Raw genomic sequence first — 13,058 nt, 5'->3', positions numbered from 1 at the left:
GATGCGGCCCGGTGCCGATCTTGATATATATCTATATTATGGTCGTCAGCCGAGCGGTGGCTGGCCATTGGAAGCGCTCAGGCCGCCATCCACGGGCAGGTTGATGCCGGTAATGAATCGGGCATCCTCGCTGGCCAGAAAGGCGATGGCCCCGGCAATATCGTCGGGTTCGGCCCCTCGGCCCATCGGAATGCGCGCCTCGAACTTGGCGATCAGCTCGGGCTGTTCCTTCATCCCCTCGGTCAGCGCGGTGTAGGTCAGCGACGGATTGACCGCGTTGACGCGCACGCCGTTCGCCGCCTCGTCCATCGCCAGCGCGCGGGTGAAGTTGGTGACCGCCCCCTTGGCGGCGCAATAGAAGCTGTGGTTCCAGTCGCCGCCCAGACCGGAGACGGAGGACATGTTGATGATGCACCCCTTCGCCGCGCGCAAGGGCGCGATCGCGGCGCGCGCCATCTGGACGACGCCGTACAGGTCGGTTTCGATGACCTTGGTGAAGGCCGAGAAATCGCCCTCGTCGAGCTTGCCGAGATGATCGATCCCGGCGTTGCTGACCAGGATGTCGACCCGCCCGAACCGCTCGATCGCCAGCGCGACCAGCGCCTCGCAATCGGCCATTCTGGACACGTCGGTCGGCCGCGTCGCGACGGTTGCGGGGGCCAGCGCCTCGGTCAACGTCGCCAGGCCGTCCTGGTCCGTGTCGCCGAGGACGAGGGTCGCACCCTCTTGCGCGAAGCGGCGCGCGGCGCCTTCGCCGATGCCCGAGGCCGCGCCGGTGACGATCACGATCTTGCCGTCGAAACGGGCCATGGCGGCATCTCCTGTCCTGTGCTCAGGCCCGGCTCAACCGCCCGGACCCCGCACTGTTCCGTATGACGGGACAGGAGGACGCCCCGCCGCGCCGGACGGTCCGGCCGCGACGGGGCGCAGGGAGGCTCAGCGCTTGGTGAAGGCGCCGATCCCCGCAATCGCCAGATTGGCGGCGGGCTTGGACATTTCGGCGAAGCTCAGCCGCAGATAGCGGACCGGCCGGACGCTGGTGAAGGGCAGGCGCTGGGTGGAAAGCGCATAGGCGATGTTGGAGAATTCGCCCGAACCCGCCGGAGTCCAGTTCTTGCCGTCGACGCTCGTCTCCGCGACATAGCCGCGCGGCGGGGCGGCATCGACCATCACCTGGCGCGACGGCGTCAGGCTGAAGCCCGCCACATCGCGGACCTGGCCCATGTCGACGGTGACGCTGGCGGGCTTGCCCGGCGTCGGCGCGGGCTGGATCCAGATGGTCTTGGCGTCATTGTCGAGCAGCTTCTCCGCGCCCGGCGCACTTGCCGAGACGATCGTCCAGTCGGTGGTCGCCAGCACCGTGGGATCGCTCGACACGATGGCGGGGACGGGGACCGGCGCGACGCTTCGGAACAGCGACACCTCGCTGATCGCCGGGCAGACCGGCGCGTCGACGATGCGCAGGCGGACCCGCTTGGCGGTGATCGGGGCGGGCAGGCGGATGATCCGCTGCGCGCTGATGCACTCATGCTCGGCAAGCTGCTGCCACTGGCCGTTCACCTCGGCATCGACTGCGAAGCGCGTGACCCGCACGCCGAGCGGCAGATATTCGCGGATGCGGATCAGGTCGAAGCTGCGGCCGGGCGGCAGGTCGAGCGTCAGGCTGGGCGTGGTCACGCCATCGGGGGCCGACCAATAGGTCTCGCGGTCGCCGTCGAGGACGCGGGCCGCCTCGAACCCCTTGCCGCGCACATGGCTGGCGCTCGCCACCGACCCTTGCGCGAGGTCGGTCGCGAAGCTGGCGCGGATCGCATCGCCGAAGCTCTTCAGGATTTTCACGTCCTGATCGGGAATGCGGCCGCGCCGGTCGGGCGGCAGGTTCAGGTTCATATTGGTGCCGCGCGCGACCGAGGTGTCGAAATAGCCGACGAGATTCTCAGGCGATCGGACCTTGGAATCCTCGTCGGCGTGATAGAACCAGCCGGGCCGGATCGAGGTGTTGGTCTCGGCGGGCCACCACAGCGCGCCGCCGCGCACGCCCGAATTGCCCTCCGACTGGACATAGGGATGGTCGGGCATGGTCGGCCAGCAGGGATCGCCCGCGATGCCGTCCTCATTGCCGACCCAGCGAATGTCCGCGCCCAGCGGGTCGAAGGTGCACGCCATGGGCTGATATTGATGGACCAGCGCGATGATCGAGGGCCAGTTGTAATATTTGGGGGCATCGATCTGCCGCGTCTCGCGCGCGCCGCCATAATAGCCGTCGCCGCCATTCGCGCCGTCGAACCAGAATTCGAACAGCTCCCCATAACCGGTGCAGAGCTCGACCACCTGCTTGCGATAATAGTCGATATAGGCGGGGGTGCCATAATCGGCGCGGTTGCGGTCCCAGGGCGAGAGATAGATGCCGAACGCGATCCCGCCGCGCTTGCACGCATCCGACATCTCGCGGACGATATCGCCCTTGCCGTCCTTGTAGGGCGAATTGCGGATGCAATGCTCGGTCAGCCTGGTCGGCCACAGGCAGAAGCCGTCATGATGCTTGGCCGTCAGGATGATGCCCTTGAGGTTCCCCGCCTTGGCCGCCGCGACGATCTGGTCCGCGCTGAAGTCGGACGGGTTGAACATCTTGGGGTCTTCGTCGCCGTAACCCCATTCCTTGTCGGTGAAGGTATTCATGGCGAAGTGGACGAAGGCATATTGCTCGCGCTGGTGCCAGCGCCACTGACGCGCCGAGGGGACCGCGCCGTAGGGGGCGGGCGCACCGGCCCGCGCCTTGGCAAAAGCGGGCGTGGCGGACGCGACCAGGCCGGAGGCAAGGACGGCGCGGCGGGAGAAATCGATCATCTTCAACGTATCTCCGGGAGGGATCAGGCGGGCTTGTGGTCGAAGGACGGCGGCCGGTCCTTCGGATCGCGGCCGAAGGCGCGGTTCGGCCGCGCGCCCATGGTGAAGGACAGGGTGCCGCCCTTCGACAGGGTGGCATGGTCGATCCAGCTCTTCGTCCAGGGGCGGCCGTTCCAGGTCACCGACTGGACATAGGGCGTGTCGGGGCGATTGCCCTTCGCCTCGACGGTCAGCGTCCTGGTCCCGCCCAGCGACAGCCGCACCCGCTCGAACAGCGGACTGCCCAGGACATAGGCGCCGCTGACCGGATCGACCGGATAGAAGCCGAGCGCCGAGAACAGGAACCACGCGCTCATCTGGCCGCAATCGTCATTGCCGATGATGCCGTCGGGCGCGTTCTTGTACATCTCGGTCAGCAGGCGGCGAACCATCGCCTGCGTCTTCCACGGCGCGCCGACATAGGCGTACAGGTAGGCCGCGTGCTGGTCGGGCTCGTTGCCATGGGCATATTGGCCGACCAGACCCGAAATATCGGGCGGCGCATTCTTGGGCAGGGTCGAGGGCGCGTTGAACAGGCCGTCCAGCTTGGCCTCGAACTTTGCATCTCCGCCCATGTGGCGGATCAGGCCGTACACGTCATGCTGATTCAGGAACGTCGCCTGCCAGCCATTGGCCTCGGTATAGTCGCGCCACCAGGGCTTGGGCATATGGCCGAGCTGGATGGGGTCGTAATCCTTCCACCAGCTGCCGTCGTTGAAGCGCGGGCGGGCAAAGCCGATCGAGCCGTCGATGACGTTGCGCCAGTTGCCCGAACGCTTGAGCAGCCGCTGGGCCTCGGCGGTCTTGCCCGCATGCCGCGCGATATGCGACGCGGCCCAGTCGTCATAGGCATATTCCTGCGTCCGGCTGACGCTTTCCCACCAGATGTCGGCGGGGACATAGCCCTTGGCATCGTACAGGTCGCGGCCCTTGCTATTGTCCATGTCGGGCGCCGCGAAGTCGAAGCTGCGCTTGGCGATGCCGGGCCAGGCGGCGGCATAGTCGGCGGGAATGCCCTTCACCATCGCCTCGGCCATGATCGGCGTGCCGTGCCAACCGATCATGATTCCCGTCTCCTTGCCCTGCAGCGTCCAGACCGGCGGGCCATAGGCGCTCTGCTGCGTCTGGCGGATGACGTCGTCGATCAGCTTCTTGGCCTGGGCGGGCTGAGTCAGGATCAGCCAGGGGTGCAGCGCGCGGTACGTGTCCCAGGTGGAGTAGGTGCTATAGGCGGACTGCCCGGCGGGCAGGGTATGGACCTGCCCGTCCAGCCCGACATAGCGGCCGTCCACGTCGGAAAAGAGCGTGGGCGCGATCAGCGTGTGGTAATTGGCGGAGGCCATGATGACCTGCTGGTCGCTGGTGCCGCCTTCGACATGAATGCCGGAATTCTTCTCCCACCAGCGCGCCACGGCGGCCTTGCGGGTGCGCTCGAAATCCCAGTGGTCGGCCTCGGCCGCCAGGTTCGCCTTGGCCCCGGCCACATCGACCGCCGAGATGCCGCACCGGATGAGGAGCGGCGCATCTCCCAGTTCGTCGAAGAACAAGGCGGCCTTCAGGCGGTTGCCCTTGACGGCGGTACCGTTCGCGGGCGCGTCGCCATCGCCGTAAAGCTGGATGCGGCTGGGCTTCTTCGACAGCTGCATCGCAAAGAAGATGCGCCGCCCCTTGGCCCAGCGGAACACGCGGCGCGTGCCGGTGATCGTGCCGTCGGGCTCGACGGTGATCTCGGCATCGGTGATCAGCGGCTTCTCGTCGCTCTTGTCGAGGACGAGGTGCGAAAGGTCGACCAGGACATGGCCCGGCCCCTTGGGATAGGTATAGCGGTGCCAGCCGGTCCGCTCCGTCACGGTCAGCTCGGCGAGCACGCCGGACTCCAGCTTCACGCGGTAATAACCGGCTTGCGCCTGTTCGTCCGAATAACGCTGGCGATAGCCCGCATCGGGGTCCGACAGCGGCCCCGGCACCAGCTTCAGCTCGCCGCGCGTCGGCACGACCAGCACGTCCAGCATGTCGCCGATCCCGGTGCCCGACAAATGGGTGTGGCTGAACCCCATGATCGAGCTGTCACCGTGGTGATAGCCCGAGCAGGTGTCCCAACGCTCGACATCGGTGTCGGGGCTCAGCTGCACCATGCCGAAGGGCAGGACCGCACCCGGATAGGTATGGCCGTCGCCGCCCGTCCCGATGAACAGGTTCGGCAGAACGGGCGGGGTGTCGACGCGGGCGGCCAGCGTATCGAGCGGCAAGGAGGCGAGCGCGGTCCCGGCGAGGAGCGAGCGGCGGGTCAAAATCATGCGAACGTCTCCCGCAAAACTTCGGGCCGGGTGGCCGCGACATGGACGATCAGCTCGCCGAACAGGCCATTGGCCCAGGCGAACCAGTCGCGCGTGAACTTGGTGGGATCGTTGATATCGACCCCTTCGTGAATGAAGCCGGTATGGCCGTGCGATCGGCGAATCATCGCCAGGCTGTCGCGCAGCAAGGCCGGATTGGTCGAGGTCAGCGCACGGGTGATGACCGACATTGGCCAGACCTGGCCCGGCCCGGTATGCGGGCCGCCGATGCCGCTGATCGCGGAGCCCTCGAAATACCAGGGATTGTCCGTGCTCCAGCATGCCGCGAGCGTCCGTTGCCACAGCGGATCGGCCGGATCGACGCAGCCGAGATAGGCGAGGCCCGAGAGCGAGGGGACATTGGCATCGTCCATGAAGACGGCATTGCCATAGCCATCGACCTCATAGGCCCAGACCCGCTGCCCGTTGGGCAGCGTCATGGTGCCATGCTGCCGGAGCGCGGCCTCGACCTCGGCGGCCAGCGTGGTCGCATCCTGCGCCAGTGCGAGCTCGCCGACCGCGTTCGACAGCGCGGCGAGTTCGCGCAGCGTCGTCATCGCGAACAGATTGGCGGGCACGAACTGTTCGTACAGGCACGCATCGTCCGAAGGGCGGAAGCCCGAATGGATCATGCCGTTGGGACGGGTCGGCAGGCCATAGCCGCGATAGAGCGTCTCGGTCGGCTCGGGCGCGGAACGGCGGAAGCGATAGGGGCCCAGGCCGTCTTTACGCTGCTGCTCGCGAAAGGTCTTCACGATCGACCGCGCCGAGGCCTTCCACTCTGCGTCGAACGGCGTGGTGTCGCCCGTCTCGCGCCAATAGCCATATGCCAGCCGGATCGCGTAGCAGAGCGAGTCGATCTCCCACTTCCGCTCGGCGACGCCCGGCTTCATCTCGGTATCGTCCTTCAGCGCCCAGCTCAGGTTCGTCCTGGCGTTCGGGTCCTGCATGAAGGCATTGGCATAGGGGTCGATCAGGATCGACCGCGCCTGCCGCCCGATCAGCCCGCGGAACAGCCGCCCGAGCGCGGGATCGCGCTTCACCAGATGCAGATAGGGCCGCAGCTGCGCCGCCGAGTCCCGCAGCCACAGGCAGGGAATGTCGCCGGTGATGACGAAGGCGTCCGGCTTGCCGTTCACCTCGCCCAGCGACAGCACGGTGGTGTCGAGCGTGTTGGGATAGCAGTTCCTGAACATCCAGCGGAGTTCGGGATCGGCGATCATCTTTGAGATGCGGGTGATCTCCGCCTCGACCGCCTTCGATACGAAGCGGCGCTCGGCGACCGGGGGGCGCTTGCTGACGAAGCCGGGCGTAGCGGCGAAAGCGGGGGCGGCGGAGGTGGCGGCGAGGGCGGCGGCCCCCGCGATCAGTTCGCGACGGTTCGGGGTCATTTCGGCAGGTCCTGCGCCGCGCCGGTCACGGTGAACTGGGTCCACTGGCCCGCGCCGTCACCCGGCTGACCGCCGCCGATATACAGCTTGTACGTGCCCGGCAGGATGCGGCGGCTGCCGTCGCGCCACACCTGGCTCATCAGGCGCGGGTCGATGGTGAAGCGCGCCGTGCCCGCCTGGCCGGGCTTGAGCGGAATGCGGGTGAAGCCGACCAGTTGCCGCTGGAGCACGGGATCGGTCAGGACGAGCTTCTCGTCGGTGGCGGGCGGGACGAGATAGGCCTGCGCCACCTCTTCGCCGCTGCGCTGGCCGACATTGCGCAGCTGCACCGCGACCTCGACCGGCTGGCCCGCCGCGACGCTGGCGGTGACGGTCGGCTGGCCATAGTCGAACCGGGTATAGCTCAGGCCATGGCCGAAGCCCCAGGCGGGGGTGCCGGTGAAGTAGCGATAGGTCCGCTCCTTCATCCCGTAATCGGCAAAGGCGGGCAGGTCGGCGGTCGAGCGATAGACGGTGACCGGCAGGCGGCCCGACGGGTTCACGTCGCCCGCCAGGATCTCGGCCAGCGCGGTGCCGCCCTCGGTGCCCGGATAGAAGGCCGCCAGCGTGGCGGCGGGCTTGATGTCGCCCAGCGAGACGGCCGATCCCGAGACGATGACCGCGACGACGGGCTTGCCGGTCGCCTGGAGCGCGGCAAGCAGGTTGCGCTGCGGCTCGGGCAGGACGATCTCGGTGCGGTCGCCGCCCGCAAAGCCGGGGACCGAGACGCCCAGCGCCTCGCCCTCCAGATCGGGCGACAGGCCGATGACCGCGACCAGCACGTCGGCGGTCCCGGCGACCTTCAGCGCCTCGGCCTGAAGCGCCTCGGCGGGGGGCAGCCATTGCAGGCGGAAGCCCTCGTCGCCGCCCTTATGGTCGATCTCGACCCGGATGCGCCGGGGCGCGGTGCCGTCGATCATGGTCTCCAGGCCCTTGGCCCCGATCACGCCGTCGATGACCAGCCGGTCGTCGATCCACAGCTTGACCGGATCATGCGGCGGGCAGGCGTGCCAGCAGGCGGGGCCGTTGAGCTGGAGCTTGTACTGGCCCGGCCCCGGCGGGGTCAGCGTGCCGGTCCAGCGGCGGCGGAAGGGAGCGGTCTTGGTATAGTTGAAGTCGATGCGGGAATCCTGACCGGCGGCGCTCCACTGGCCGTTCGCGCCCATCGTCTCCACGGCCAGACCCGGCTTGCCGTTCGCCGACAAGGCGGTTTCGGGCACGTTGACGAACGCCCCCTCGGCCAGCACCGACCCTTGCGCATAGCGGATGTCGCGGCCGAACTTGCGGCGAATTCCCTCCAGCGGCGTCACCGGATCGATCGCCGACCCGTGATAATTGCCCTCCAGCACGCCCAGATCGTCGGCATTGGCCCCGAACACCGCCAGCCGCTTGCCCTTGAGCGGCAGCAGGTCGCCCGGATTGTCGAGCAGGATGATGCCCTTGCGCGCCGTCTCCAGCGCCAGCGCACGATGCGCGGGGGTGCCGAGCTGGCTGGGCTTGATCGCGTTCCACGGCGAATCGACCGTCAGCATCCGCCGCACCGCCAGCGCGCGGGCGAGCGCGGTGTCGATCTCGCTTTCGGTAATCAGCCCGCGCTTCAGCGCCTCGGGCAGCGCACGATAGGTGTTGCCGCAATTCAGGTCGGTCCCTGCGCGCAGCGCCGCCGCCGCCGCCGCGGGCGCGTCGGGCTGGGCATGGTGGAACATCCAGATATTGCCGACCGCGTCGCAGTCCGACACGACGAGCCCGTTGAAGCCCCAGTCGGTTCGCAGCCGCTGGGTCAGCAGCATCGGATTGGCGCAGACCGGGGTGCCGTGGATCGCGTTATAGGCGCACATCAGCGACAGCGCCTTGCCCTCCGTCACCGTCGCGCGGAAGGCGGGCAGGTAGGTCGCCTCCAGATCGCGCGGGGACACCATCACGTCGAAGCTGTCGCGCCCGCCCTCGGGGCCCGAATGGACCGCGAGATGCTTGACCGTCGCGATGACCTTGGGATGCTTCAGGTCGGGGCCCTGGAGGCCGCGCACGAAGGCGATGCCGATCCGGCTGGTGAGGAACGGGTCCTCGCCATAGGTTTCCTGGCCCCGGCCCCAGCGCGGATCGCGGAAGATGTTGATGTTGGGCGACCAGATGGTCAGCCCTTCGAACAGGCCGCGATCGGCGTTCAGCGGCTTGGTGTTGAACTTCGCCCGCGCCTCGACCGCGACGACATCGCCGACCTTCTGGATCAGCGCGGGGTCCCAGGTGGCGGCCATGCCCATCGCCTGCGGAAAGACGGTCGCCGGACCGTTGCGCGCGATGCCGTGCAGCCCCTCGCTCCACCAGTCGAAGGCGGGCAGGCCGAGCGCGGGTTCGGCCGGGGCCTCGTTGACCAGCTGCGCCGCCTTGCGTTCGACGGACAGCGACTGCGCGGCGGGAGGAAGGGCGGGGGCTGGGGCGGCGGCCTGACCGGCGGCGGCGAGGAGGAGGAACGGGATCACTGGGCGTCCTTCGGACCGAGGGTATAGATGTTCAGCTCGCGCGCCAGGGTGGCCGCGTCCGCGTCGCTCTGGATGGTGAGCGTGATGCTCTCGCCGGGCAACAGGTCGAAGCCATCGTCGGACGGCTCGGCGGCGGTGGTGCCGAAATTGACCTGTACCTGCCGCGCGAGATGGCGCGTGGTCAGCGTCAGCTGCTTGCCCGCCCAGCGTGCGGTGATGCCCGGCGCCGGATAGGCCATGTCGCGCGGCACCTTCCGCTCGACGATCTGGCGGGCGATCACCTTGTCCCCGTCGAACAGTTCGGCGACGGCATAGCTGCTCTCGGGCGCGGCACCGGCGAAGATCGCCGCATCGGGGATCGTCGCGACATCGCTGGCCGAGGCGGGGGCCATGGTCACGCTGCCCGATTGCGAGCCCAGCTTGCGGCCATCCATGGCATAGCCGGTGACGCGCCAGCCGAGCGGCTTGGGCGCCGTGGCGTCGGACACCAGCGCGATCCGGGTCGCGCCGGGCCTGGTCTCCGCCACGATGGTCTGGGGCGCGAAGAAGCGGCGCGCCTCGTGCTGGAGCATCTTGTCATGCCCGGTCCAGTCGATGCTCGACCAGCTGATCGCGGGCCAGCTGTCGTTGAGCTGCCAGTAGAGCGAGCCCAGCGTCACCGGACGGCAGGCCCGGTGATGCCGCGCCGCCAGGCCGATGGCGCGCGCCTGCATCGCCTGGCTCAGATAGACCAGATCGGCGAAATCGCGCGGGTCGCGCAGATTCTGCTTGAGGTAGAAGGTGATGCGGTCATTGCCTTCGCCCGCCAGGAACTTCTGGTGCGCCTTCATCACCGGGCTGTCGATGCGGAAGTCTTCGGGCGAGGCGAAGGTCGCGATGGTCGACAGGTCGGGGAACGCCTGGAAGCCATATTCCGACATGAAGCGCGGGCAGCTGTCGGTGTAACGCTCGACCGGCTTGGAGCCCGACCAGACGTCCCAGAAATGGCGGTCGCCGTCCTTGTCGGTGTCGGTCGGCCCCTCATAATCGGTCGAGGGCGAGCCGGGCCAATAGGGGATGCCGGGCGAATTCCTGATGACGGCATCGCGCAGCACGCGGTCGAACAGCACCGCCATGCCGGTGCCGATCCGTTCCTGCTCGTCCGGGCCGACCGCCTTCTTGAACGCCTTGCGGTCCGACCAGTTTTCCCAGCCCGACAGCACCTCGTTATTGCCCGCCCAGATGACCAGCGAGGGGTGCGACTGGAGCCGGGCGACCTGTTCCTCGGCCTCGATGCGGACATTTTCGCGGAACTTGGCGTCGGGGGGCGTCACGCTGCCGCCGAACATGAAATCCTGCCAGACCATCAGGCCCAGCGCGTCGGCGGCGTCGTAGAAGCTGTCCTCGGGATAATAGCCGCCGCCCCAGATGCGGACCATGTTCATGTTCGCCTTGACCGCCTTTTCCAGCATGGCGCGCTCGGTTGCGGCGGCGACGCGGGCGGGGAAGGCATCGAAGGGGATGACGTTGCTGCCCTTGGCGAAGATGACGTTGCCGTTGATCTTCAGGCCGAAGCTGCCACCTTCACGGACCAGCTCGACGGTGCGCAGGCCGGTGCGCTTCTCGACCGCATCAGCCCCCGCCAGCGTGGCATTGACGGTATAGAGCGGATGCGCGCCGAAGCCGATCGGCTGCCAGCGTTGCGGCCGGGCGATCGAGACGGGGACGACCACGTCATTCTCGCCCGGCTGGAGCGCCACGTCGCGGCGAACGCGGATGCGGCGGCCGTCGGGGCCGGTGACGGTCACGTCCATCCGGCCGGTCTGCGCGCGGTCGGCCACCACCGAGGCGCGGGCGAGGATGCGCGCCTCGGCATCGGTCAGCGCCTCCTGCTCGATCCTTAGATTGTCGATCCGCGCGGCGTCCCACGCCTCCAGCCGGACCGAGCGCCAGATGCCGATATCGACGATGCGCGGCGCCCAGTCCCAGCCATATTGGTATTTCGGCTTGCGGATATAGGGCGAGGTCTGCTTGCCCTTGGGCTCGTCGCCATAGGGGGAGTCATATTCGCCGGGCAGCGGGTTCTTCTCGGCCAGCACCATCGGCTGGAGCGTCCTGATCGGCGAGGCGAAGCTGACCACCACCTCGTTCGCGCCCGCCTTCAGCAGCGGCTTGGCGTCCGCCCGCCAGCGGCGATGCGCATTGTCGGCCGACAGGAGCGGCTGGCCGTTGACCGTGACGGTCGCGAAGGTGTCGAGCCCGTCGAACACCAGGTCCAGATGATCGCGGCGCAGCATCTCGGACGTGACGTCCAGCGTGGTGCGATATTGCCAGCCGGTCAGGCCCGCCCACTGGATGGGGGCCTCGTTCGCGCCCTTATAGGGATCGGGCACGATCTTCGCGGCGATCAGGTCCTGCTGCACGCTGCCCGGCACGGTGGCGGCGAGCCAGTTCGCCGCCTGCGGATGCGCGCGCGCGGCATCGGCGTCTTTGGGATCGATCCGCACCTGCCAGCGGTCGAGCGTCGCCACCGTCTTGGGCGCGGCGAGCGCGGGGAAGGGCAAGGCGAGCGCGGCCAGGATCAGGCCGAGACGATGTTTCAAGACGATTTCCCCGGAAGCTGCATCGGTGCGCGGACCAAGCCCCGCACGGCAAAGGACATGGAACCAAAAGGCCGGACCCGGCCGGACCGGCGGCGGGCACGCGCGACGGCGGCGGACATGGTCCCCGCTCGCATCAGGCTCTTTCTCGCCATCCGTCACCCCCGCAATCCACCGGCTTGTCGCGTGCCGGTATTCTCATGGTATGTTTTGGTATCATGGCAAGGCGGGAAGGGGGCGTCCACCCATTTTCTGGGGGGATCGCGAACCGGGCGGTGATGCAACCGATTGACGGGTCAATGCGCCATGCCGAGCGCCAGCAATGCGACGATCCAGATCAGCAGAACGGCCGCCGCCATGACCCCGACGACCAGCGTCATCACCAGCCCCGCCAGCGGACCCAGGCCATAGGCGCCGCGAATCTGGAGGAAGAGATGCACGGGAAAGGCGAGCATCAGCAATCCCAGGCCGGGCAGGTGCGCCAGCTTCGTCCAGAGGATCATGACGACCATCAGCAGGCTGACGAAGCTGAGCGAATAGGTGACGAAGACGGCATGGTCGAACATTGCCAGCCCGCGCTTCCACAGGAAGAACAGGCGCATGAACGGCATCGACAACAGGATCAGCGCCCAGGAGAATTTATAGCCGTTCGCCTCCATCTTGAAGAGGAGGAATTCGGGATCGCGAACCGCATGGGCGATCTTTTCGTCGAGCGATTTCCAGCCGGTGATGACCTGGGCCTCCTGCGCGCCATGGCCCGACGCGGTCCCGCTGCCTCCGCCGCCCAGCGCCATGGCGGTGAATTCCAGATCATGCTGCCGCTTGACCAGGGTCGCACGCTCGCCGTCGAGCGCCGCGGTATCGCGTTTCGCGGCGACGGCGTCGGCGCGTTGCCGGTCGATCGCCGCGATGCGACGCTCGGTCGTGGCGACCTCGGCGCGGAGCTCGGTCGCGGCCTCCTGCGTACCGGGGGCGTGGAAGGTCGCGAACCCGCCCAGCACCGAATAGGCGATGTAGAGCAGGAAGACGCTGAACAGATACAGCGCCAGCGGCGACAGGAAGCGACGGCGCTCGCCCGCGATATAGCGGCGGGTCAGCTCGCCGGGCCGGGTGACGAGCTTGGCCATGGTGCGCCACACCTGTCCCTCGATATGCAGGACGCCGTGGCTGAAGTCGTGCCACCAGGCGCCCAGCGTCCGGTGGATATGCGCCGACTGGCCGCACTCATGGCAGTAAGGACCGACCAGGCTTGCCCCGCAATTCAGGCACTTGTTCGCGACGTCTGCGTGCATTCCACCCCCTGTCGATGCCGGACCCGGCCGACGAGACACGATAATTCGCCGCTCC

General features: G+C 67.9%; 7 protein-coding genes. All 7 read right to left on the bottom strand.

The annotated features are described in order from the left end of the window. Positions 1 to 45: 45 nt before the first annotated feature. Entirely contained in the window at positions 46 to 810 is a 765-nt protein-coding gene (locus tag QE385_RS05440; RefSeq protein ID WP_307099805.1) for an SDR family NAD(P)-dependent oxidoreductase, read from the bottom strand. Positions 811 to 936: 126 nt separating this feature from the next. Beyond that, positions 937 to 2,847 carry an alpha-L-fucosidase gene (locus tag QE385_RS05435; RefSeq protein WP_307099802.1) on the bottom strand — a complete coding sequence of 637 codons (1,911 nt, stop codon included), beginning with the start codon at positions 2,845 to 2,847 and terminating at the stop codon, positions 937 to 939. A gap of 23 nt (positions 2,848 to 2,870) precedes the next feature. After that, complete coding sequence (locus QE385_RS05430; RefSeq protein ID WP_307099800.1) at positions 2,871 to 5,183, bottom strand: GH92 family glycosyl hydrolase; 2,313 nt, start codon at positions 5,181 to 5,183, stop codon at positions 2,871 to 2,873. Further along, positions 5,180 to 6,613: a glycoside hydrolase family 125 protein gene (locus tag QE385_RS05425; RefSeq protein WP_307099798.1), complete on the bottom strand. Its 1,434-nt coding sequence runs from the start codon at positions 6,611 to 6,613 to the stop codon at positions 5,180 to 5,182. The genes QE385_RS05430 and QE385_RS05425 overlap by 4 nt, the downstream gene beginning before the upstream one ends. Beyond that, on the bottom strand, positions 6,610 to 9,132 hold the full coding sequence (locus tag QE385_RS05420; RefSeq protein WP_307099796.1) for a glycoside hydrolase family 3 N-terminal domain-containing protein: 2,523 nt from the start codon (positions 9,130 to 9,132) through the stop codon (positions 6,610 to 6,612). Before QE385_RS05420 ends, QE385_RS05425 begins: the two co-directional genes overlap by 4 nt. Continuing rightward, entirely contained in the window at positions 9,129 to 11,714 is a 2,586-nt protein-coding gene (locus QE385_RS05415; RefSeq protein WP_307099794.1) for a glycoside hydrolase family 2 protein, read from the bottom strand. Before QE385_RS05415 ends, QE385_RS05420 begins: the two co-directional genes overlap by 4 nt. A 293-nt stretch (positions 11,715 to 12,007) precedes the next feature. Beyond that, positions 12,008 to 13,003 (bottom strand): DUF3667 domain-containing protein, encoded by a 996-nt coding sequence (locus tag QE385_RS05410; RefSeq protein ID WP_307099792.1) that lies wholly within the window; start codon positions 13,001 to 13,003, stop codon positions 12,008 to 12,010. Between the last annotated feature and the right edge of the window lie 55 nt (positions 13,004 to 13,058).

The organism is Sphingomonas sp. SORGH_AS_0950 (assembly GCF_030818415.1).
Taxonomy (GTDB): domain Bacteria; phylum Pseudomonadota; class Alphaproteobacteria; order Sphingomonadales; family Sphingomonadaceae; genus Sphingomonas.
The sequence above is the reverse complement of the archived record's forward strand: the minus strand, read 5'-3'. Positions and strand labels throughout refer to the sequence as shown.

Excerpts from the sequence above, each read along its gene's own strand:
- QE385_RS05435 (WP_307099802.1), bottom strand. The coding sequence starts at position 2,847 with ATGATCGATTTCTCCCGCCGCGCCGTCCTTGCCTCCGGCCTGGTCGCG.
- QE385_RS05410 (WP_307099792.1), bottom strand. The coding sequence starts at position 13,003 with ATGCACGCAGACGTCGCGAACAAGTGCCTGAATTGCGGGGCAAGCCTG.
- QE385_RS05425 (WP_307099798.1), bottom strand. The coding sequence starts at position 6,613 with ATGACCCCGAACCGTCGCGAACTGATCGCGGGGGCCGCCGCCCTCGCC.
- QE385_RS05430 (WP_307099800.1), bottom strand. The coding sequence starts at position 5,183 with ATGATTTTGACCCGCCGCTCGCTCCTCGCCGGGACCGCGCTCGCCTCC.
- QE385_RS05440 (WP_307099805.1), bottom strand. The coding sequence starts at position 810 with ATGGCCCGTTTCGACGGCAAGATCGTGATCGTCACCGGCGCGGCCTCG.